At 69.9% G+C, this 22,385-nt stretch carries 18 protein-coding genes and 2 tRNA genes; 7 read left to right on the plus strand and 13 right to left on the minus strand.

Annotated elements, in window-relative coordinates; genetic code table 11:
• Positions 1-176: 176 nt before the first annotated feature.
• The gene (locus NE236_RS09900; RefSeq protein WP_252841583.1) at positions 177-899 is read right to left on the minus strand and encodes an alpha/beta fold hydrolase; all 723 of its coding nucleotides are present in this window, start codon (positions 897-899) and stop codon (positions 177-179) included.
• Positions 900-1,190: 291 nt separating this feature from the next.
• On the opposite strand from NE236_RS09900, the gene NE236_RS09905 reads away from it, so the two are divergent.
• Positions 1,191-2,078, plus strand: coding sequence for a helix-turn-helix domain-containing protein (locus NE236_RS09905; RefSeq protein WP_252841584.1), 888 nt, complete (start codon positions 1,191-1,193; stop codon positions 2,076-2,078).
• Between the two features lie 138 nt (positions 2,079-2,216).
• On the plus strand, positions 2,217-2,522 hold the full coding sequence (locus tag NE236_RS09910) for a YciI family protein (RefSeq protein ID WP_252841585.1): 306 nt from the start codon (positions 2,217-2,219) through the stop codon (positions 2,520-2,522).
• A 50-nt stretch (positions 2,523-2,572) separates the two neighbouring features.
• On the opposite strand, the gene NE236_RS09915 is transcribed toward NE236_RS09910, so the two are convergent.
• The gene (locus NE236_RS09915) at positions 2,573-3,142 is read right to left on the minus strand and encodes a PH domain-containing protein (protein ID WP_252841586.1); all 570 of its coding nucleotides are present in this window, start codon (positions 3,140-3,142) and stop codon (positions 2,573-2,575) included.
• Between the two features lie 331 nt (positions 3,143-3,473).
• On the opposite strand from NE236_RS09915, the gene NE236_RS09920 reads away from it, so the two are divergent.
• Both NE236_RS09920 and NE236_RS09925 read left to right on the plus strand, forming a co-directional pair.
• Positions 3,474-3,716 (plus strand): hypothetical protein, encoded by a 243-nt coding sequence (locus NE236_RS09920; RefSeq protein WP_252841855.1) that lies wholly within the window; start codon positions 3,474-3,476, stop codon positions 3,714-3,716.
• Positions 3,717-3,823: 107 nt separating this feature from the next.
• Positions 3,824-3,997, plus strand: a complete 174-nt coding sequence (locus tag NE236_RS09925) for a hypothetical protein (RefSeq protein WP_252841587.1) — start codon at positions 3,824-3,826, stop codon at positions 3,995-3,997.
• Positions 3,998-4,225: 228 nt separating this feature from the next.
• Here NE236_RS09925 and NE236_RS09930 read toward each other — a convergent pair.
• Positions 4,226-4,315 (minus strand) — tRNA-Thr (locus NE236_RS09930).
• Between the two features lie 644 nt (positions 4,316-4,959).
• Here NE236_RS09930 and hemE point away from each other — a divergent pair.
• Positions 4,960-6,051 carry a uroporphyrinogen decarboxylase gene (hemE, locus tag NE236_RS09935; RefSeq protein ID WP_252841588.1) on the plus strand — a complete coding sequence of 364 codons (1,092 nt, stop codon included), beginning with the start codon at positions 4,960-4,962 and terminating at the stop codon, positions 6,049-6,051.
• A 403-nt stretch (positions 6,052-6,454) separates the two neighbouring features.
• On the opposite strand, the gene NE236_RS09940 is transcribed toward hemE, so the two are convergent.
• From NE236_RS09940 to NE236_RS09950, 3 genes are all read right to left on the minus strand, one after another.
• Positions 6,455-6,527: transfer RNA gene (locus NE236_RS09940), tRNA-Thr, on the minus strand.
• A 62-nt stretch (positions 6,528-6,589) separates the two neighbouring features.
• A complete protein-coding gene (locus tag NE236_RS09945) occupies positions 6,590-8,095 on the minus strand; it encodes an alpha/beta hydrolase (protein ID WP_252841589.1) in 1,506 nt (501 codons plus the stop codon).
• An 84-nt stretch (positions 8,096-8,179) separates the two neighbouring features.
• On the minus strand, positions 8,180-9,007 hold the full coding sequence (locus NE236_RS09950) for a PSP1 domain-containing protein (protein WP_252841590.1): 828 nt from the start codon (positions 9,005-9,007) through the stop codon (positions 8,180-8,182).
• Positions 9,008-9,197: 190 nt separating this feature from the next.
• Between NE236_RS09950 and NE236_RS09955 the strand changes: the two genes are divergently transcribed.
• Positions 9,198-11,978: a lectin gene (locus NE236_RS09955; protein WP_252841591.1), complete on the plus strand. Its 2,781-nt coding sequence runs from the start codon at positions 9,198-9,200 to the stop codon at positions 11,976-11,978.
• Positions 11,979-12,161: 183 nt separating this feature from the next.
• Here NE236_RS09955 and NE236_RS09960 read toward each other — a convergent pair whose 3' ends face one another.
• Positions 12,162-13,673, minus strand: coding sequence for an FAD-dependent monooxygenase (locus tag NE236_RS09960; protein ID WP_252841592.1), 1,512 nt, complete (start codon positions 13,671-13,673; stop codon positions 12,162-12,164).
• A gap of 84 nt (positions 13,674-13,757) precedes the next feature.
• Between NE236_RS09960 and NE236_RS09965 the strand changes: the two genes are divergently transcribed.
• The gene (locus tag NE236_RS09965; protein ID WP_252841593.1) at positions 13,758-14,378 is read left to right on the plus strand and encodes a TetR/AcrR family transcriptional regulator; all 621 of its coding nucleotides are present in this window, start codon (positions 13,758-13,760) and stop codon (positions 14,376-14,378) included.
• A 27-nt stretch (positions 14,379-14,405) separates the two neighbouring features.
• On the opposite strand, the gene NE236_RS09970 is transcribed toward NE236_RS09965, so the two are convergent.
• From NE236_RS09970 to tmk, 6 genes are all read right to left on the minus strand, one after another.
• Complete coding sequence (locus tag NE236_RS09970; RefSeq protein ID WP_252841594.1) at positions 14,406-15,470, minus strand: WD40 repeat domain-containing protein; 1,065 nt, start codon at positions 15,468-15,470, stop codon at positions 14,406-14,408.
• A 69-nt stretch (positions 15,471-15,539) separates the two neighbouring features.
• Complete coding sequence (locus tag NE236_RS09975; protein WP_252841595.1) at positions 15,540-16,397, minus strand: fructosamine kinase family protein; 858 nt, start codon at positions 16,395-16,397, stop codon at positions 15,540-15,542.
• Between the two features lie 3 nt (positions 16,398-16,400).
• Positions 16,401-16,880, minus strand: a complete 480-nt coding sequence (locus NE236_RS09980; protein WP_252841596.1) for a low molecular weight protein-tyrosine-phosphatase — start codon at positions 16,878-16,880, stop codon at positions 16,401-16,403.
• Positions 16,881-17,144: 264 nt separating this feature from the next.
• Positions 17,145-18,857 (minus strand): S8 family peptidase, encoded by a 1,713-nt coding sequence (locus NE236_RS09985; RefSeq protein ID WP_252841597.1) that lies wholly within the window; start codon positions 18,855-18,857, stop codon positions 17,145-17,147.
• A 130-nt stretch (positions 18,858-18,987) separates the two neighbouring features.
• A complete protein-coding gene (locus NE236_RS09990; RefSeq protein ID WP_252841598.1) occupies positions 18,988-20,142 on the minus strand; it encodes a DNA polymerase III subunit delta' in 1,155 nt (384 codons plus the stop codon).
• A gap of 192 nt (positions 20,143-20,334) precedes the next feature.
• The gene (tmk, locus tag NE236_RS09995; RefSeq protein ID WP_252841599.1) at positions 20,335-22,359 is read right to left on the minus strand and encodes a dTMP kinase; all 2,025 of its coding nucleotides are present in this window, start codon (positions 22,357-22,359) and stop codon (positions 20,335-20,337) included.
• Positions 22,360-22,385 lie beyond the last annotated feature (26 nt).

A 22,385-nucleotide genomic window follows, 5' to 3' on the forward strand; every position in this document is an offset into this window, starting at 1 on the left:
TCCGGCACGCATCGTAAACCGCCACGGAAGCAGTACGCCAAGCAGTGATAGCTCGCGCTGCGGCCCTGACGCACGCCCCAGCACGGCGCCCGGCCCCGGTTGCTCACCGCCGCCGACCTAACGCTGATCGACGCCCCGGAATCCCAGGCTGGTGCGGTTGGCGCCGGATGGGCGGGTCACCCGAGCTTGAGCAGTAGCTCGGCGAGCTGGGCCGACATGGTGATCATGCAGTCGTGGCCGGTCGGCAACTCCCACACCTGTGCCGGGGAACCGTTGGGCTGTATCGCGGGGACAGACCTCCGTTCATAGCCTTCCGGCACGCCGGCGACGCAGTGGATGTGCGTCCGTGGGATCACGTTCAAAGCCGGGTTGTCCAGTCGGACCGGCTGCTGGAGGCAACGCACCGACTGATCCGACAGCATCGTGCGCAGCCAGGCGACGTCCACCGGGTCGGTAACCCCGAACAGACCCGAGGACGGCGGCAGCTCGGGAGGCGGAACCCGCCAGCCACCATCGGACTTCGCGGCGAGGTCGATCATGACCTGGGTCAGGGGCATGACGTCGGCCGCGCTCTCACCGTCCTCCGGGACCATCGCGTCGAGGTAGACCAGATGTGCGATCCGATCCGGGACCTGGTTGGCCACAGACGAGATGACCAGCCCGGCGTAGCTGTGTCCCACGAGTACCACCTCGGTGAGGTCTTCCTCGGTGATCAGCGTGACGATGTCGCCGACGTGCGTGTCAAGCCCTACCTCGGGGCTGAGCAGATGTGCCTTGTCTCCGTGGCCGGTCAGCGACGGGGCGAGCACCCGATGTCCGGCCGACGTCAGGAACGAGACCACTCGCTCCCAGCACTGTCCGCTATGCCAGGCGCCGTGTACCAGGAGATACGTTGACATGTCTCGCTCCTTGCTGTGCTTGTCCGCGTTGGGGGCGGAAGGATGGGGGTCACCAGCCGAGTTCGCCGGCGTCCTCCTGGAAGCCGTCGGTGCCGGTGACGGCCATGGCGACGACGGCCTCGCGGTCTCCCCGACGGGTGGGCCACCGTCGATACCGGCGGTGAGGTCGGTGTCGGCTCGGTGAACCGCTGATCAGGCTGCCGCCCAGGCTTTGACCGAGCCAGGCCCCCCCGCGTTCCTGGGGGTGACAGGACCAGGCACGCGCGCGACCGTCCGAATTACCGTGGAGACATGACCGAGGAACCGAACCCGCTGGGCGATTACATTCGCGCCCGCCGTGAGCGCGTCACCCCCGAGCAGGTCGGCGTCCCCGTCTCGGGAGTGCGGCGCGTGCCGGGGCTGCGCCGGGAGGAGGTCGCAATGCTCGCCGGCATCAGCGTCGATTACTACCTCCGCCTGGAACAGGGCCGCGATCGCAACCCCTCCGTGCAGGTCCTCGAGTCCCTCGCCCGCGTGCTGCAACTCGACGACGATGCGACGGCCTACCTGCTACGCCTCGGCGCAGACAAACCCCGAAGGCACCGGCGCCGGCCCCGGAAGGAGACTGTCCCTCCGGGCATCGCCAAGCTGGTGGCCACGCTCCCGCTACCCGCACACGTCGAGAGCCGCTACCTCGACGTCCTCGCCGCCAACGCCTTGGCGACGGCACTGTCACCGCGTCTCGCGGCGGGAGCCAACCGCCTGCGGGACGTGTTCCTCGACCCTGCCGAGCAGGCTCTCTACCCGGACTGGGAGAACGCCACCGTGGTCATGGTCGCCGGCTTCCGCGACTCCGTCGGCACCGACACGGACGACCCCCGATTCATCGAACTCGTCGGCGAACTCTCCCTTGCCAGCCCTCGCTTCAGCCGGCTCTGGGCCCGCCACGACGTACGAGCATGCGAAGGCGCCCCTTTGCACATCGACCACCCCCAGGTCGGCGGTCTCCGGCTGAACCGGGAGAGGCTGGGCTTCGCCGGTGCCGCAGGCCAGAAGCTCGTCGTCTACCACCCCGACCCCGGCACTGACAGCGCCGAAAAACTGGCACTCCTCGCCTCCGTCATGCAGACACCGGCTGCGCCCCGAGACGCCACCGCCGGCGAACAGGATTCACGTTCGCCCGGCGCGCCGAGAAGATGACGCCGGCCGAAAGCTCGGCGACTACCTGAGCGGCACATACCCGCACACCGACTGAACCCGAGCGAACTGCAACGGGAATTGCCACCAAGACGAGTCAGGGCGAGGCTGCCCGATATGCTGCCGTAGCGCGGAGGTTGGATGCAATTCTTGCTCGTGGCCTATGACGGCACAGATGATCAGGCGATCGAACGGCGTCTGCGGGCGCGCGCCAAGCACGTCGCACTCGGTGATGAGATGGTGGCGTCGGGGCAGATGCTGTACGGCACGGCAATTCTCGATGATCATGGCAAGATGATCGGTTCCATGGTGGTCCTGGATTTCCCGGCGCGAGAGGATCTGGACGCATGGCTCGCAGTCGAGCCTTACATGGTCGGCGATGTCTGGAAGAAGGTCGAAGTGCGGCCATGCCGGGTCGGCCCATCGTTCACCGGCCTCCACCACTGATAGCCCTTTCTGAACTGATCTCGGCCGGTGGCTCGTGACCGTACGCTCGCCTAGCCCTTTATGGTGACGCGGAGCACGATGATGACCGTTATGAGCAGACCTACGATGAGTCCGGCCACTTGGGGCGTCAGCTGGTTCCGCAACCGCTTCGGCGGCTGGAACCGTGCGGCCGGGTCCGTGCTCAACTCCCACCAGTTGACTACCCGCTGGAAATCCATGTGGAAATCGGGGTCGGGGTACCGGGTGCTGTGCTGGAGCGCAGGCAGTGAGCGACGCCGCCCGTCCGCGAGGGTGATACGAGCCGCGATCACCGTCCCATATTCGCTCTTGGTCTCGCGTACGTCGATCCACCGGATCTCCTGCCAGGGGTAGATACGACCACGCCCGATACCCCAGCAGATGGTTATTCCGGCCGCCCCGACCGTGGTCCGGCTCCGGAGCGCCATGGAGATGCCGAGACCGACGAGCGCGGCCGTCCCGCCCAGCAGCCAGCAGGAGCCCACGACGCCGAGTTGAAAAAAGGCAAAGGCTCCTTCGACGACCAACCCGACGCCCAGCGCCGCAAAATGCGGCCAGGATGGGTGATACCGATCTTTCCCTCGGAAGCTCAGCTCGTTCACGGAGCGCACGCTACATCTCCGGCCCTCGAACGGATGAGCCGCCCCTGGCTGGCCGTCATCCGGCTTCGCGCCTGCTCACAGACGCAGGTCAGGTAATTCGAGGACAAGCCGACCCGGACCGCAGGGCCGGCCACGGCCCGAGGCCCGGAAGCGGCGCGGCGTGCGCCACGAGGCGCTGTTTGACCATGCGGAGGTGGAATGCCTTCGCCGATGGCCTGTCGCAAGCTGATCAACGCCTACAACGATCCCACGGAGAGGAAGCCTCCTGACCTAACCGCCGCCGTACGCGCGGCTGCACGACCTTCGGCACATCCACGCGACGACGCTCCTCCTGGCCGGCGTCCCCGTACACGTCGTCGCGGCCCGGCTCGGCCATGCCGATCCGGCGATCACGCTTCGGGTCTACGCGCACGTGGTCCGCTCGGCCGAGACGGCTGCGGCCGATGTGTTCGCCAAGGCCATCAAAGTCACTCACTCGGTCACTCATCGGAGCCCGTCTGAGCACGTACGTGTGTGTGGCGCCGACGCGTGGGCGGCGGCCTCCGGTCAGGAGCAGGGACGTCTGACATTCTGAGATAGGTACATGTCGCGCGGCTGTTTGCTTCGACTGTCTTGGTTAGGCCTGTGAAGAGGCAGGTCCGTCCCGCCCCGTGCGGGGCCCAGCGAAGACAGGGAGAAAAAATGCCCGAGGAGGAGCTCCCGTTCGTGGTGCAGGCCGCCATCAGGGAGGCCAACGCCACAGGCAGAGACGTCACCGTGAGGCTCTTCGGCGCTCGCAGGGAATTCGAGGTGTGGCCCGGTGACACCGAGGAGAGCATGACCGAACTTCTGCCCCAGCTGAAGCTCCGTCCGTAATTTCCAACTGTCGCCGCCACCACGGTGTCGGTGACTGAAAAATCCCCGTTCGGGTGGCCTTAGAGGCCATCCGGACGGGGATTCTCTGATCGTCCGTCGGAGTGAAGCCCCCCGGCCGCCGGTGCTGAGGCGATGGACGACACCTTCTCAACGCTCGACGCGGAGCCGTAGTCACCCAGTCATTCAAGAAGCCCCCGGCCGTGACCGGGCGGGGGCTTCTGACCTGGGAGCCGCCTATCGGAATCGAACCGATGACCTATTCATTACGAGTGAGGCTACGCATGTCCATAGCGGTCCAGATCTAACCGCTGACCTGGCTGCTCATGGCTGAGCCGTCCACCGCTGTCCAGGGTCGTCCGGGGGCGTTGTTAGCAAAGGCGTTAGCAGTCTTGGTGTGCTCGGCGCTGTCTGAGTCGACGTACGTGGCGCTTGAGCGATCGCCCCCAACCCGAACGGCGGCAGCCACCCGCGGCGATCGTCTTGCGCGCCAGCCATCACCTGACCACCTCGATAAGCCGACGGATTTACAGACCCACCGCGCAACTCGACTGACCTGCAGGTTTGTCGCAGCGGCTCTTGATTTCGATCCGTATTCGGCCCCTCCGGCGTCGCCGACCGAGACGCGGACCGCTTAGGTGCCCATGTCCTAAGCGATCTGTCACTACGACGCACCCGCCTGCGGCCGGTTCGGTCGGCCGCGCGAAGGGTCGGTCTTGGCTGTGGGCGACGTCGGCCCGTGGGATGAACGCGTGGAGACCGCACTGCGGCTTGACCGCGCCGGGACCGCACGCGGTACGGATCTGGTGCCTGCCGGGTCGCCCAGACTGGGCACCGCTACGATAACAACGCCCCCTCACCGGGGGGTGGAGTCCGATAACCGGGTTCCCCCGAAGCCTGGGGGCAGTTCAACAGGACGGAACAGGGTGGACATCGCTGCACGGGGAGAAGTCAGCCACAAGCGGGTGTCCGGCAACGTCCGGCCTAAGAAGCTGCTGCTGCGCGCGCTCGCGGGAGAGCGCACCGAGCGGTCGCCGATATGGCTGATGCGGCAGGCCGGACGCTACCTGCCCGAGTACCACCGGGTCCGTGAGGCCGCCGGGGGCATGGTCGGGCTCTGCAACTCGCCCGAACACGCTGTCGAGGTGACCCTGCAGCCGATCCGCCGCTTCCCGCTCGATGCCGCCATTGTCTTCGCGGACCTTCCGCAGGTCGCCGCCGCGCTGGGCCAGACCCTGGACTACCGGGTCGGCGACGGGCCGGTCCTGACGCCCCCCGTTCGCTCGGCAGCGGACACAGCCGACTTCCTCAGCACCTCCAGGCTCCACGAAAAACTGGCCCCGGTCTACGAGACGGTACGGCAGCTTACCCGCGCCCTGCCTCCCGAAGTGGCGCTGATCGGCTATGCCGGCGCGCCGTGGACGATCGCCACCTACATGGTCGAAGGACGCAGCGGCGGCCCGTCGGAACACGCCGTCGTCAAGCAGTGGGCGCTGAGCGACCCCGATGGGTTCCAGCCCCTGATTGACATGCTCACGACCGCTGTCACCCAGTTCCTTGAGCGCCAGATCGAGGCGGGCGCGGAGGCGGTGCAGTTGTTCGACACCTGGGCCGGAATCCTCCCGGACGCCCTCTTCGAACGCTGGTGTGTCAGGCCGGTCGCCGCTATCATCGCGGCGCTCAAGGTAAAGCACCCGGACGTCCCCGTCATCGCCTTCCCCCGCGGCGCCGGGCTCGCTTACGACGGCTTCGCCGAGGCGACCGGCGCGGACTGCATCGGCCTGGACGCCACGGTTCCCCTCGAATGGGCCGCGCAGAAGGTACAGCGCGGCCTGGGCCGATGCGTACAGGGCAACCTCGATCCCCAGCTTCTGGTCGCCGGCGGACCCTCGCTCTATGCCGAAACAGGCCGTATCCTGCGCGCCCTGAGCGGGGGGCCGTTCGTGTTCAACCTGGGACACGGCATCGCCAAGACCACGCCGCCGGAGCATGTCACTGCCCTGGCCGAGCACGTACGCTCCTGGACCACGCCCGCCCCGCCAGACCGGCTGGAATAATCACCCGCGGACCCGGACTGCTCACCGGGATGACCGCTCCGCGGAACTGGTGACAGCTATTCTGGACTCGCGGCTGATGATCGTGTCCCGTCACAGTTAGTTGGCTCAGGCGGGGAGAGTTCCCGAAGGCGATGGGGCAGGGACTGCGGCGGTGGCGTCAGGCTCCGCGTCGGCTTTGCCTAGCGGCGGACCAAGATCTTCCCGTGACCGGAGGCCCCGTTGCACGGCCAGTTTGGCATGTCCACGTTCACGCACCGCCTCGGCGACGCCCTTGCCTCCGGCTCGGAGTTAGCACCGCCTCATCCTCCAGCGGACTTTCACCCCCAAGCGATCGCCCATGCTGGGCGCACAAGGCGTTAGCAAAAAGCCCCCTTCCATGATCGGAAGGGGGCTTTGACCTGGGAGCCGCCTATCGGAATCGAACCGATGACCTATTCATTACGAGTGAATCGCTCTGCCGACTGAGCTAAGGCGGCCTGCCACACACTGTGTGACGCAGAGAGTCTACCGGGTTCCGGCGGCACCTCGTACATCGATATCAGTGGCACATGGTGTTCTTCTTCGGCGGGGTGCCGGTCACCAGGTAGCGGTCCACGGCGGTCGTGATGCAGGGGTTGCCCTGCAGGTAGGCGGTGTGGCCGTCGCCGTCGAGGCTGAGGAGGACGCCGGACTTGAGCTGCGACGCCAGGCCCTGGGCCCACTTGTACGGGGTGGCCGGGTCGCGGGTGGTGCCGACGACCAGGATGGGCTTGGCGCCGTTGGCGGCGAAGGCGACGGGCTTGGTGCCGTCCTGGGCGGGCCAGTAGCCGCACGGCAGGGTGCCCCAGACCACGAACTGGCCGAAGAGCGGGGCGGCCTGCTTGGCGCGGTCGGCCTGCTTCTGCCAGGCGCCGAGGTCGCGGTCGTAGGGCTTGTCGATGCAGTTGACGGCCATGTTGGCCTCACTCTGGTTGGAGTAGGTGCCGTCCCTGTTGCGCTCGACGAGGAGGTCGCCGAGGCGCAGGAGGGTGGTGCCGTCGTTCTGGTCGATGGCGCTCTTGAGCGCGAGTTTCAACACCGGCCAGGTCTGCTTGTTGTAGAGGGCGGCGGCGACGCCGAGTTCGACGAGGGACTCCTCGACGACGCGGCCGTCGTTCAGGCCGTTGCGGAGGGGCCTCTTGTCGGCCTGGGCGAACAGGTCGGACAGCCGGGCGAGGGCCGACCTGGTGGTGCCGGTGCCGAGCGGGCAGTCCTTGGTCTTGACGCAGTCGGCGGCGAAGGCCTTGGTGGCGGTGTCGAAGCCCTTGGCCTGCTCGATGTTGATCTCGTCGGCGGACAGTTTGGGGTCGATGGCGCCGTCGAGGACGAGGGCGCGGACGCGCTTGGGGAACTCCTCGGCGTAGTACGCGCCGAGGTAGGTGCCGTACGAGGCCCCGTAGTAGGTGAGGCCCTGGTCGCCGAGGGCGGCGCGCAGGATGTCCATGTCGTGGGCGGCGTTGGCGGTGCCGACGTACGGCAGCAGCGTGGGGATGCGGTTCTTGCAGTCCTCGGCCCATCCCTTGCTGACGTTCACGAGGGCGTTGAGCTCGGCGGCGTTGTCGGGCGAGGTGTCGGTTTCGAAGAACCGGTCGAGTTCCTTGCCGGTGAGGCAGCGGACGGTGGGGCGGCTCTGGCCGACGCCGCGCGGGTCGAAGCCGACGATGTCGAAGTTCCTGCGCAGGTCGGCGCCGAACTGCCGGGCGGAGCCGCGGGCGAACTCGACGCCGGAGCCGCCGGGGCCGCCGGGGTTGAGGACGAGCGACCCCTTGCGCTGGCCGCCCTCGGCGGGCAGGCGGATCACCGGGAGGACGATGGGGCGGTCGCCCGGGTGGTTGTAGTCGAGAGGAACCTGCACGGTGCCGCATTGGAACCCGCCGCCGCAGTCGCGCCACGAGATCTTCTGGGAGTACAGGGATGCGCTGCCGCTGGGGGACGGGGCCGACGCAGTGGACTTCGGTGCGTCCGTGCAGGCCGTCACCACGATTGCGGCCGCCGCCAGCACGGAGACCGTACGGAACTTCTTCACGCCGTTACCGTTCTCGTCGCCGTAGGGTTCGCTCGCAGCCTACGCGGGCGCACCCGCTTTTTCGCTACTCAGCGTACCGGCGAGTCATCCCAGAGTGTCACCATAGTGCTGGTCGTGCTGTTTGCGCGGGGAGCAGACGGACGCGGACGGGCAGGCGCAACGGCCGCCGCCGTCGAGCCGGACGGTGACCGTGTCCGAGGGCACGTTACGGCCCACGACCTGGCCGGGACCCGATTCTGTCTGGACGCGCGCGCCGAGCCGCGGCATACGGTCGTGCGCCTGGACGTACAGCGGGTGCTCGTACTTCAGGCAGCACATGAGCCGCCCGCAGGCGCCGGCGATGCGCAACGGGTTGACCGGAAGGTCCTGCTCCTTGGCCATTCGGACCGACACCGGCTCGAAGTCCTTGAGGAAGGTGGCGCAGCACAGGTCGCGGCCGCAGGGGCCGATGCCGCCCTGGAGGCGCGCCTCGTCGCGCGGGCCGACCTGGCGCAGCTCGACGCGCGCCTTCATCGCGCGGGCGAGGTCGCGGACGAGCGCCCGAAAGTCGACGCGGTTCGGTGCCGAGAAGTAGATCTTGTAGACGTTGTCCTGGTCGAGGTAGTCGACCCCGATCACCTTCATCGGGAGCTCGTGCTTGCGGATCAGCTTCTTGGCGATGGACCGCGCATCCGCGCGCCGGCGCCGGTTGTCCTCGTCGCGGGCGAGGTGCTCCTCCTCGGCGATGCCCGCGCAGACGGGCAGCTCGACGTCCTCGGAGACGTACTGCGGGGCCCAGACGCACTCGGCCACCTCGGCGCCGGAATCGGTGGGCACGAGCACTTTGTCGCCGACCTTCGGCGAGTGCGGGCCGGGGTCGAGGTAGTAGAGACGTCCGTATCGCGTGAAGCTGACGGCCATCATCATGCCCATGCCTCGCTCCGTCCACCGGGGGGGTCCAACCTGGCCGTCAGCCTACGCGCAACCGGTATGACTCCGGCGTGAGCGGGATCACACGAATGGCCGAGCCCTGACAGATCCATTGACCACTTCCCGGACGGGGCGTAGACGTGATCGGACAACGTTGTCGTCGGCCTGCCTCCTCCGCGAAGGGCAACCCCGTATGGCCCTCCCCCGCCCCCTCGCCCCGCCCAGGGCGACCCGCCCGCCCCGACCGCTCGCCCTCCTCCTGTCGACCGCCGCCGTCCTGGGTGCGCTGCTCACCCCCGTACGGGCGGAGGCCGCGGCCCTCGTCTCCGCCCCGGCCTCGCTGGTCAATCCCCTGATCGGCACCACGAACGCGGCCGACGACTTTCCCGGCGCCGACGTCCCGTTCGGGATGGTGCAGTGGAGCCCGGACACGAACCCGCGGCCGTACGGCGGCGGGTACTCCTACACCAGTTCGACGATCACGGGGTTCAGCCTCACCCACATGGCCGGGCCCGGGTGCCGGGCGTACGGCGACGTCCCGATCATGCCGACGGTCGGCGCCGTCGCCGATGCCGGCTCGGCGAGCGCTTCGTTCTCCCGCGCCGACGAGTCGGCCTCGCCCGGCTACTACGCGGTCAAGCTGGGCAACGGCGTCCGGACGGAGCTGACCACGACGGCCCGCGGCGGGATCGGCCGGTTCGCCTTTCCGGCCACCACCCAGGCGAACCTGCTGTTCAAGCTGACCGGCAGCCAGAACGGGACCTTCGCCGACACCTGGCAGGTGGTCGGCGACCGGGCCGTCGTCGGGGCGGTGACCAGCGGGAACTTCTGCGGCCAGGGCAACCGCTACACCGTCCACTTCGCCGTCACCTTCGACCACCCGTTCACGGCCGGCACATGGCAGGCCGCGACGCTGCGGCCGGGCGCGAAGACGCTCGCGGCCACTTCGGCCGCACGGGCGACGTCGCAGGCCGCCCCGCCGGAGGAGGGCGACGCGCCGAACAGCCCGCGGCCGCACGGCCCGCAGCAGCCGCAGGCCGCGCCGCTGGCCGACCCGAACGGCGCGTACCTGACGTTCGACACCACCAAGAACCCGGTGGTGACCGCCCGGGTCGGACTGTCGTTCACCTCCGACGCCGAGGCCCAGGCCAACCGGGACGCCGAGGTCCGCACGCCGGACTTCACGAACGTACGGGCCGCCGCCCGCAAGGCGTGGAACACCGCGCTCGGCCGGATCCGCGTCGCCGGCGGCACCCTCGCGCAGCGGCACGTCTTCTACACCGCCCTCTACCACGCGCTCCTGCACCCGAACGTCATGAGCGACGCCGACGGCCGTTACATGGGCTTCGACAACGCCGTGCACGCGGTCGCCCACGGTCACGCCCAGTACGCCAACTATTCGGGCTGGGACATCTACCGCAGTCAGGCACAGCTCCTCGGCATGATCGCGCCGGATCGGGCGAGCGACATCGCCCAGTCGGCCGTGAACGACTACGCGCAGAGCGGCGGGCTGCCGAAGTGGTCCCAGGCCAACGGCGAGACGTACACGATGGTGGGCGATCCGATCGACCCGATCATCGCCGACCTGTACGCCTTCGGCGGCCGGCGCTTCGACACGGCCGCGGCGAAGAACGCGATGGTCCATCAGGCGACGGTCGCCTCCAAGGCCCGGCCGGGGCTGAACTACCTCGAGAGCATCGGGTACCTGCCGAGCAACGGCGTGTACGGCTGCTGCAACTTCAACGGCTCGGTCTCGACCGCCCTGGAGTACGACACCGCCGACTTCGCCATCGGCGCGTTCGCGGGCGCGCTCGGCGACAAGGCCACGCGGACCAGATTCGTCGACCGCGCCCAGACCTGGAAGAACCTCCTCAACACCACGAGCGGTTTCATGCAGCCCCGCACCGCAAGCGGCTCGTGGACCGGCGGGTTCAATCCCGCCTCCAAGAGCAACATGACCGAGGGAACGTCCTGGCAGTACACCGGCATGGTGCCGTTCAACGTGCGCGGCCTCGCGGACGCAAAGGGCGGGAACGCCGCGATGATCGCCTACCTCGACCACGTCCTCGCGGCCTACGACGGCAGCGGCGGCGACCACGCGAACCTCGGCAACGAGCCGAGCATCGAGCTGCCCTGGGAGTACGACTACGTCGGGCGGCCCTGGCGCACCCAGGAGATCATCCGCAACGTCCGGGACAGGCTGTGGCCGGACTCCCCCACCGGCTGGACCGTCGGCAACGACGACCTCGGCACCATGAGCGCCTGGTACGTCTGGTCGGCGATGGGCGTCTACCCCGAGACCCCGGGCACGGCCGACCTGGCGCTCGGCAGCCCGGAGTTCACCAAGGTCGTGATCGCGCTCGGCACGGGCCGTACGCTCACGATCGACGCGCCGAAGGCCGCGCCGGGCGCGCCGTACGTCCAGAGCGCCACGTGGAACGGCCGGACGTGGAACAACGCCTACCTGCGGCCGTCGGCGGTCCTGAACGGCGGCACGCTCCGGCTCGCCCTCGGCACGAAGGCGAACACCTCCTGGGCCACCGCCGCGTCGTCGGCGCCTCCCTCGTACGCCGGCACCGGCGCGCCGCCGACCCGGACCGGGCCGATCACCTCCGCGGTCGCCGGGAAGTGCGTCGACGTCCGGTCGAGCCGGGCCGCGAACGGCAACCCCGTCCAGCTGTACGTCTGCAACGGGACCAACGCCCAGAAGTGGACGGTGCACACCGACGGCACGCTCACCTCGTTCGGTCTGTGCCTGGACGCCGACGGCACGGCGGACGGCGCGAACGTACGGCTGTGGGAGTGCGGCGGTACGGGCGGCGGCCAGCGGTGGACGTACGACGCGTCGGCCAAGTCGCTCGTCGAGCAGCGGTCCGGCAAGTGCCTCGCCGCCCCCCAACCGGTCGACTCGACACAGCTCCAGCTCGCCGCCTGCGACGGGAGCGCCGGCCGCCGATGGACGCTGCCGGGCTGACCGTCGGACGCGGGAGGGACCGCACCGCCGGGGCCGTTGGTGCGCCGCCGGATCGATCGGCGACACCCGGTCGCGGCCCCAGGAATGAGTCACCTTGCCGCCGACACCGGCGGCAAGGTGACTCCAGCGGCGGCCTTCACGGCCCTCGCCGACACCATGCTCTGCCGGCGACGCCTCGAACGCTCACCCTGTCCGAGGAGCGAATGTGGCCTCCAGGCTGTCGAGACTGCGCATCACTGCCGACTCCAGATTCGCGGGGGAGCCGTCCACGGCCCGCCACACATGTCCGTCCGGCCGGATGATCGCCGCGCCGACGCCGGACCAGTCCGGACCGCCGGTCTCGGCGAGCGGGCTGGGATGGGTCTCGATGCCCATGGCCGACGCGGAGTCGGCCGCTCTGCCCAACCGGTTACCGCCGGACAGGTCCAGGAGGACCGGTCGGCCGCCCTGCAGGGCACTGAAGATGATCGAATCTGGCTCCGTCGCAGGCGCTCTCGTACCGACCAACGGGTGCGCCGCCGGGTCGGAGGGCGTGTAGGTGATGTCGAGTGCGGCCAGCTTTTCGGCGAGGGCGCGTTCAAGATTCGGGTGGGACGCGAGCAGGTTGTTCAGCAGGGAACGCAGTGCCTGCCCGTCCGGCGTGATCGCGGTGATCAGCGCCCCCTGAGCCAGCGTGTGCTCGGCCAACGCCTCGCCCACCGGGTGGCGTTCGTCGTGGTAGCTGTCAAGCAGGCCCGCCGTCGCGCGGCCCTGCACCTCGGCGGCCAGCTTCCAGCCGAGATTCATCGCGTCCTGCACGCCGACGTTGAGTCCGACGCCGCCGGCCGGCCAGTGCATGTGCGCGGCGTCTCCGGCGAGCAGCACGCGGTCCTTGCGATAGGTCGCAGCGTGTCGTGTGGCATTGCCGAACCGGGTGAGCCAACTCGGATCGCGCATGCCGTAGTCGGTGCCGGTCACCCGGCTCGTGATGGCCCGCAGCTCTTCCAGGGTGAGCTCATCACCGGCGTTCTGGTTCGCCGGGTCGAAGCCGGTGACCCGGTGCCGTCCACCGCCCAACGGCAGAGCGATCAGCGCGCCGGCCGCGTTGTGCGTGCTGACCACGGTGCCGGGAGGATCATCCAGGACCACCTCGCCGATGAAGCCGTACGCCGTGCTGTCCGTACCGGGGAAGTCGATGCCGGCGGCCTTGCGGACCGTGCTGCCGGCACCGTCACAGCCGACCACGAACTGGGCGGTCCGGGTCGAGGTCCCGTCCGCGCCGGCCACCTCGACCGTGACCGACGAATCGTCCTGTGTCAGGCCGGTGACCGAATGCCCGCGCAAGATGGAGACACCGAGGTCCCTCGCGCGGCGTTCCAGCAGCTCTTCGGTGCGCACCTGCGGGTACGCGAGCATGAAGGGGTATGGGGTGCCGAGCCCAGTGAAGTCGAGCCGTCTCTCGAGCATGCCGAAATGCCAGTTCGGCAGCGGAACTCCCTCAGCGACGAACCGCCTCGCCAGACCCCGCATCGCCAGCACCTCGAGCGTACGAGGATGCAGTCCGAGCGCCTTCGAATGCGGGCTGCGCTGCTCGTCGCGTTCGAGCACCAGTGTGGACACGCCCGCCAGTGCGAGTTCGGCGGCGAGCCAGAGCCCGACCGGCCCGGCACCCACGACGATGACCTGCACGGGCGCCTCCTCTTTGATTCCGTTCACGGATATCTCCTGATGCCCGGACTGAACATTCCAACATTCATAGTAATGCCACTCCAACGAATGTTCGTCCGTTAGGATCAAGTCATGCCGCCTCGCAACTACACGTCCGAGATCCGGAGCCGGCATGCGGCGGACACTCGCCGGGTGATCACCGAGGCGGCCAGGAAGCTGTTCGCCGAGCAGGGGTATACGCGCACCAGCGTGGCCGAGGTCGCAGCCGCGGCCGGCGTTGCCGTGAACACCGTCTACACGAGCGTGGGCGGCAAGTCCGCGCTGATCCTGGCGATGACCGAGGACAGCGCCGCCGATACGGCCGGCTCCGACAGCCTGCAAAGGATCGCCACGCTCGACGACCCGCGAGAGATTCTCCGGATCACCGCGGAAGGCACCGGGACGGTGCAGCGAAGGCAGCAGAAGACCCTCACGATCCTGCTCGACAACCGAAACGCCGACCCGGACATCGCAGCCGCCGCCGACCTCGCCACCCGGATCGTCCAGGAGCGTTTCGGCGTCATCGCCGAACGGCTGATCAAGACGGGTGGCCTGCGTCCCGAGCTCACCAGGACACGGATCGAACAGACGCTCTGGTTCTATTTCGGATTCGACGCCTGGAGAACCGTCCGTGGCATGGGCTGGGACTGGACGGAGGCGGCGGAGTGGCTGGCCACCCAGGCCGCCCATGCCTTGCTGCCACCGGCGGCGTAGCGCTCCCACCCGCCGTCCACGGAGAATTCATCGCCGGCCGAGGTCCCATACGCGCATCTGGCAGTCCTGGCCAGCCGTGACGGCGACGGTGCGGCCGCCCAGTTCGGTGACTCGGACGGCGAAGACCTCCTGCTTGTGCTCGGTGAGCGGCCCGCCGAGCAGGCGACGGCCCTGCAGGTCCCACACACGCACCGTGCCGTCCTCGGCGCCGGTCACCGCGACCGGCCTGCCGTCCACGACGCCGACGTCCATGCAGCGGATGCCTTCGTCGTCCCGGTCATCGCCTTCGGGCATGTCGATGCGGTCATCCCAGGTGCCGGTGCCGGGGTCGCTCAGCAGCACCGACTTGCTGCCGGCCGCCACCACGCGCACCCGGCCGTCGACGGTCGCCAGCCCGACCCCCATGATCGGGATGGGAGCGCGCTCGAACTGTACGAGGAGTTCCTTGTTGTGGATGTTCCACAGCATCACGCGGCCGTCCACGCCGCCGGAGATCACTACCGGATGCCCCCCGAGCGTTCCCGAGCCGAGCCCGCCGATGCTGTCGAAATGCCCGCGCTCACCACGCGTGACCAGGTCGGTGGGCTCGGCCCGGTAGTCGACCTCGAACCACTTCTCGTCATCTTCCTCGTACTCAGTGAGGGAGTCGCGCTGGGAGGCGTCCCAGAGGCGCACCATCGCTGGCACGCTGCTGTCACCGCAGATGAACACGGGCCGTCCGCCCAGATCCATGGTGGACGTCCTCGCCAGTCCGCCGTGCTCGTTGCGGATATAGGTCCGCACCGCGCCGGTTTCCAGGTCCCACTGAGCGAACGCCTGGCGATATCCGCCTCCGCCGACCACAATCCGTCCGTCGAGGACCACGGCGCCGATCTTGAGCAGGCAGTCCGACTCGTCCTCGTCCGGCCCGAACGGATTGTCCAGCGGGTGTGCGGCCCAGTGGTCATCGACCGGATCCCACGTGAGCGCCTGCTGACCGCGAGAGTCGACGCAGACCACCAGGGGACGTCTGTCCACGACAACGATGTCGAAGTCCTGGATCGGCGCGTCGGAGATGCTTCGGCTGGACAGGAGAAGATCGGGGGTTTTCATGATTGAAATCTACTGGCGGGGCCTGTGACGGGAGCGCCGGCCGCCGGTGGACGCTGCCGGGCCGACCTCTCAGAGGGCGAGCACGGACCGCGCTGCGGCGAGGGCCTGCCCCCGATAGGAACCGCCGAACAGGACGACGTGGACGAGCAGCGGGTGCAGCTGATGCAGCGGCACCCGCGCCCGCCGGCCGTCCGCGAGCGGCGCCGTCTCGTCGTACGCGGCGACGATCCGCTCCAACTGCGGCGCGCCGAACAGCGCCAGCATGGCCAGGTCCGTCTCCCGGTGCCCGGCGTGCGCTGCCGGGTCGATCAGCCACACCCGGTCGCGGCCCCACACGAGGTTGCCGGACCACAGGTCGCCGTGGATGCGGGCGGGCGGCTCGTCGGGTCCGGCGACGTCGGGGATGCGCGCGGCGGCGCGCTCGAACCGCACCGCGTCGTCCGCCGACAGCGCTCCGCGGTCCACCGCCATCCGGACGTACGGCAGGACGCGGCGCTCGGCGTACCACTCCGGCCAGGACGAGCCCTCGGTGTTGTCCAGCGGCAGGGAGGCGATGTAGCCGCGCCACGGCGCGCCGTACGCCTCCGCGCCCGCGCCGTGCAGGAGGGCCAGCTCCCGCCCGAACCGCTCCGCGGCCTCCGGCGTCGGTGCCCCGCTCTCGATCCAGGGCAGGACGAGGGTCGTGTCGTCGACGCCGAGCACTTCGAGTACGGGACCGGGCGTCTGGTCCCCGGCGGCCCGCCGCCAGCCCTCCCGCAGCCAGCGCAGCCCCGCCGCCTCGGCCGCGAACAGCCCGTCGATCCGGCGCCGGGCCTCCTTGACGAAGACCCGGCGGCCGTCGGCGAGGGTGACTCGGCGCAGCGACCACTCGTGGCTCGTGCCGAGGTCGGCGACGTCCGTGACGGGGGTGCCGAGGAGGCGATCCATGGGTCAGCCGACGTTCTTGAGCCGCTCGCGAACGTGGTCGAGCAGGCCCGGGACGGCGGCCTCGATCTGCTCGCGCACCTCCTCGAAGGCCGAGTTGCGGCTGTAGTACGGGTCGGGGACGTCGAGGTCGCGGGCGCCGGGGTCGAACTCGCGCAGCAGCCGGACCTTGCCCGCGGCCTCCTCATCCGGGGCCAGGCGTCGCAGGTCGCGCCGGTGCCCCTGGTCCAGCGCGATGATCAGGTCGTAGTGGTCGAACCAGGCGGCCTCGAACTGCCGTGCCCGGTGGGAGGAGGTGTAGCCGGCGCGGCGCAGCGTGGCGACGGTGCGCTCGTCGGCGGGGTCGCCGATGTGCCAGTGCCCGGTGCCCGAGCTGTCGACCTCGACGTCGAGGCCTTCATCCCGGACGTGGCGGCGGAAGACGTGCTCGGCCATGGGAGAGCGGCAGATGTTGCCCGTGCAGACGAACGTGACGCGGTACGGCATGCGGCAAGGGTAATCAGCGCACGGCGGTCCGGCATCCACAGGTTGTGGACGATCCACCGGGCGGTCAGGACGGCCAGACGCGCATCGCCAGCTCGGCGACGGCCTCCAGTCGCGCGGGTCGCGCCATCGCGGGCCTGGGTGGCCGACGAGGCGCGCTGGGTCACCGCCGGCTGGATCGACGCCACCGGCGGCTCGGACCTGTGACCCTGGAACCGGTTACGGCCCACCCGCGGTGCGGGTGGGCCGTGTCTCCGGGCGGGGGTGTCAGCGGCCCACGGCGTGCAGGGCGTCGATGACGCCGCTGCCGAAGAAGCCGTTGTGGCCTGTCGACCCCTCACAGGTGTGGGTGTCGGTCACCTTCGCGTACGTGCCGTTCGGCTGCAGCACGTAGCGGGTGTAGGTGTAGGCGCGCGGCGACGGGCAGGCCTGCTCGGTCGCCGTCCCCTGCAGGATCCGCTGGACCCGGTCCGGGGACAGGGTCAGGCCGCCGTGCCTCGGGTCGCGGTGCCCGTACCGGCTGATGATCAGCGCCGCGACGCCGGCGGCGTGCGGCGAGGCCATCGACGTGCCCTGCAGGTACTGGTAGTAGCCGCAGGTCGTGCCCTTGCAGTCGCGGACGACGTACGGCACGTTCGGCGTGCCGTCGGCGTTCAGCTCGCCGCGGGCCCTGGCCAGCGACTCGGGGTAGGCCGCGAGGATGGCCTTGGTCACGTCGCGCTTGCCGTCGGCGGTGTCGTACACGTCGCCGCCGGGCGCGGCAACGTCCACGTAGCCGTTGCCGTAGTCGGAGTAGTACGCCTTCCGGCCGCTGATGCCGACCGAGGAGACCGCGATGACGTTCCGGCCCTCGCTGGGCTCGGAGATGCAGCTCGGCGGGATCGTGCGGCTGTAGGGCGCCTCGCCGGGCTTGGCCGCGTAGTCCGGGCTCGAGTCATCGGTGATCGTCTTGGTGTAGTCGGTGGCGCCGTTGCCCGCCGCCGACACCATGGTGACGCCGTGCCGGTGGGCGTAGGCCAGCGCGCGCTCGGAGGCCGCGATCACCGTGCGCTGCTCGGCCTGGTACTCCGCCGAGTCGGCCGGGTTGTCCGGGCAGTTGAACAGCCACGGGTCGGTGTAGAAGCTCATGTTGACCACGTCGATCCCGGCGTCCGCCGCGTACGTGAGCGCGTCCACCACCGGCTGCAGGAAGAAGAATCCTGAGTCCTGCCCGGCCCGCACGTTGACGAGGGTGACGTTCGGCGCGACGCCGGCGACGCCGAGACCGTTGAGCGGGGAGGCGATGGTCGAGGCGACGTGCGTGCCGTGCTCGTTGTCGTCCTCGTCGACCGGGTCGACGCAGGAGGGGTGCTCGCAGGGGCCGTCGACCTCGGCACCGTTCGCGTCGGCCGGGATGTCCTTGGTGAAGTTGCGGCTGAGTCCGCGGTCGAAGTTCGCCCGAATGTCGGGGTGGGTGCCGTCGATGCCGGTGTCGATGACCCCGACGAGCACCCGGCGGTCGCCGGGCTCCACCCGGTACGACCCGTCGGCGGTCGCGTGGATCTTCCGCATGTCCCACTGGCCGCCGGCCAGCGGATCGCCCTTCACCTTGGCGGCGGGGCCGCGGCTCCCGCCGTCGCGCCCCTCCTTCTCCACCGCGATGTTCTTGTCGGCCGCCCGGCGCGTGACCTTCGGCGCCTCGCCGACGGCCCGGTCGCGCGCGACTCCGTCGACGGCGGCCTGCCGCCGGGCGTCGGCGCTGAATCCGGTGCGCGTCGAACGCACCGTGGCCAGCCCCACGGCCTTGTTCTCTCGGACGACAGTGCCGCCCGCGGCTCTGATCGCCGCGTGCGCCTTCTCGAGAGAGACGCCCTCCTTGTAGAGCACGACGTACTCCGCGGCCTTTCCGTCGGCCGAGGGCGTCGCGGGCCCCGCCTGCGCGGGTGCCGCGAGTGCCGCCGCGACGGCGGCACAGACAGCGAGAACGATGGCGCGCCGCACTGCACACCTCCATGTATGTCAACTCAGTGCCGGTAAAGAACTGGCAATGGAGGCATCAGAGCGGTTCCGTGCGTGGTTCGTCCAGTGGTGCGACGGGTGAGATCTATGGCCGGTTATGGCCAGTGTGAGATCAGCCGGTACGCAGGGCCATCGCCATGGCCTCCACCGCGAGCTGCGGATTGACGTTGGCCTTCAGGCGCTCCCGGCACATCATGATCGCCTCCAGGCGGCGCAGCGTGTCCTCCGGAGGACCGGAAGCCGCCCGCACCTCCCGGGCGCGGTCCGCGTTGACCAGCTCGACCCCCGCGCCGAGTTGCACGACGAGCACGTCGCGGTAGTACGAGGCGAGGTCGAGGAGGGCGCGGTCGAGGGCGTCGCGCTTCATCCGGGTCGTGCGGGACTTCTGGCGATCCTCGAGCTCCTTGAGCGCCCCGGCGGTGCCGCGCGGCATCCGGCCCTTGGCGCTCTCGCCGAGCGCCTGGCGCAGCGCGGTGGTCTCCCCCGCGTCCTTCTCGGCGCCGAGCTCCTTGGCCTCGGCCTCCGCGGCCTTGACGAGCGCCTCGGCCGCCACGACGGCGGGGCCGACGCCCGTCAGCCGCCCGGGGACGGCCAGCACCTCCGAACGGCGGCGGCGCGTCTGCTCGTCGGTCGCCAGGCGCTTCGCCCGGCCCACGTGCCCCTGCGCGGCCCGGGCCGCCGCGGCGGCGACGTCGGGGTCGATCCCGTCCCGGCCCACGAGGACGTCGGCGACCGCGTGAGCGGGCGGCGTGCGCAGCGTCACGAGACGGCAGCGCGACCGGATGGTGACGACCAGGTCGTCCGGCGACGGCGCGCACAGCAGCCAGACCGTGCGGGTCGGAGGCTCCTCGATGGCCTTGAGCAGGGCGTTCGCGGCCTGCTCGGTGGACCGGTCGGCGTCCTCGAACAGCACGATCCGCCACCGCCCGCCGGTCGGCGACGAGGCCGCCCGCAGGACCAGCTCACGGGTCTCCCGGACGCCGTACGAGAGGCCGGCGGGGCGGACGACCTCCACGTCGGCGTGGGTGCCGGACAGCACCTGGTGGCACGAGGCGCAGTGCCCGCAGCCCTGGTCGGGGCACAGCAGCGCGGCGGCGAACGCCCGCGCGGCCACCGAGCGCCCCGATCCGGGCGGTCCCGTGAACAGCCAGGCGTGCGTCATCCCACCGCCGCCCTCACCGGTCAGGGCCTGGGCCCCGGCCGCGGCGGCGGTGCGCAGCTGCTCGATGACGGGCCCCTGCCCGACCAGATCGTCGTACACCGTCACGCGACGCCCCCTGCTTCCGTACGCACCCGCGGCGCGGCGACGACGCGGCCGCGCGGACTCCAGACCGGCACACCCCGGACCGACGGCTTCCGAGCCGACGGGTTCGGGGGCGGCGAGTTTCCCGCCGGCGGGTGGCCCTTCGTTCTGGAACACGACGGTACCCCGCCGCCGAACGTGGCCTCCCGCCCCGCTTCAGTCGGAGATGACAGGCATCGTACTCGTGACGGCCTCGGCGGTGGCCGGGACCGGGTCGGGCAGGATGCTGCGGACCCGGTCGTGGATCTGCCGGGTGATGTCCGCCTGCGGCTGCGTGCCGTCGATGACGAGGTACCGGTGCGGCTCGGCCTCGGCCAGGGCGCGGAACCCGCGGCGCACGCGCTCGTGGAACTCGCGCGGCTCGGACTCGATCCGGTCCGCCGGCGACGCGAACCGGCCCAGCCCGACGTCGGACGGCACGTCCAGGATGATCGTCAGGTCGGGGGTGAGGCCGCCGGTGGCCCAGCGGTTCACCTCGGCGATCTCCTTGCCCTTCAGCTCGCGACCGGCGCCCTGGTAGGCCAGCGACGAGTCGACGTAGCGGTCGGTGACGACGATCGCACCCCGCTGCAGCGCCGGCCGGATGACCTCGGCGACGTGCTGCGCCCGGTCGGCGGCGTACAGCAGCGTCTCGGCACGGGCGGACAGCCCGGTGGTCTCCTTGTCCAGCAGGATGGCGCGCAGCCGCATGCCCATCTTCGTCGAGCCGGGCTCGCGGGTGGTGACGACGTCGAAGCCCTGGTCGCGCAGCCAGATCGCGAGCAGCCGCGCCTGGGTGGTCTTCCCGGCGCCCTCGCCGCCCTCGAACGCGAGGAACACGCCGCGCTCGCGGCTGCCGCCGGGCTCCTCCGGCGCGTACTCCTCGCCGCGCAGCGCCGCCATCAGGTCCCGCAACAGCGGGACGCCCCTGCGGTCGTCCATCTGCCGGTAGGCGAGCAGGCCGACGATGACGGCGACCAGCGCGCCGAGCAGCAGCACGGCGTTGGGACCGTCGAAGTGGTAGACGCTGTTCTTGTTCAGTTTGATGCGGTGCTCGCCGACCGCGCCCGCGATGAACGGCACGGCGGCGACCGTGAGCAGCAGAGCGACCCGTACGAGCGACTGCAGGAACGCCCAGGTGCGGCCGCGCAGGCTGTCCTCGACCTCCAGGCCGATCAGCGTGTAGCCGATCACCCAGGCGATGCCCGCGCCCGTTCCGAGCAGCGCGGTGAGCAGGGCGACGATGACGAGGTTCTGAATGATCGCGATCAGCGCCAGGGCGATGCCCGCCCCGATGATCGCCAGGCCGAACAGCCGACGGCGGCTGAATTCCTTCAGGATGCGCGGGGCCAGGAACATTCCGATGGCCATGCCCACGAAGACCATGCCGAAGACGACGCCGTACGCGGCGTCGCCCCCGCCAAGGGCCTTGACGTAGACCTTGGCGATGCCGATCACCGCGCCGCCCGCCGCGAACGCCCCGACGATCCCGACGGTCAGGCCGCGCACCAGCGGCGTCGAGCCCACGAACCGCCAGCCAGCGAAGATCTGCTTGAGGATCGACGGGACGGAGACCTTGCCGCCCTGCTTGGGGATCTCTCGCAGTGAGAAGATCGTGGCCGCGGAGACCAGGAACGTCACCGCGTTGATGTACAGCGCGAGGTTGGCCTGCTGCCGCTGGGTCTCGAACAGCACGCCCGAGATCAGCGCCAGCACCGAGAACGTCCCGGCGGCGACCGGCGCCGAGCCGTACGTCGAGATCAGGCTGATCTGGTTGGCCTTCTCCAGCTGGTCCTTGGGCACGAGGTTCGGGACCGTGGCCTCCTTGGCCGGGATCCAGAACAACGTCACGACCTCGACCAGGAAGGTCGCGATGTACAGCCAGTCGAGCCGGCCCACGATCGGGATCGACAGGAACAGGCTGAACCGCAGGATGTCCGCGATCACCATCGTGGTGCGGCGGTCGAAGCGGTCGGCCACCGCACCGGCGAGCGGTCCGAAGACCAGCGCCGGGAGCAGCTTCACCACGAGGACGCCGCCGATCGCGTAGTTCTCGGCGGAGCCCTTGGTGAGTGAGCCGGCCAACGCGGTCAGTGCGAGGATGCTCAGCCAGTCCCCGAAACTGGACAACGACAAGGCGATCCAGAGCCGACGAAACGGCTTGATCGACAGCACGCCGGGAGAGCTGCCCGTTCTGGTCATTGTGTCAGCGTATCCACCCGAGAGCG

The organism is Actinoallomurus purpureus, assembly GCF_024055795.1.
GTDB lineage: Bacteria > Actinomycetota > Actinomycetes > Streptosporangiales > Streptosporangiaceae > Actinoallomurus > Actinoallomurus purpureus.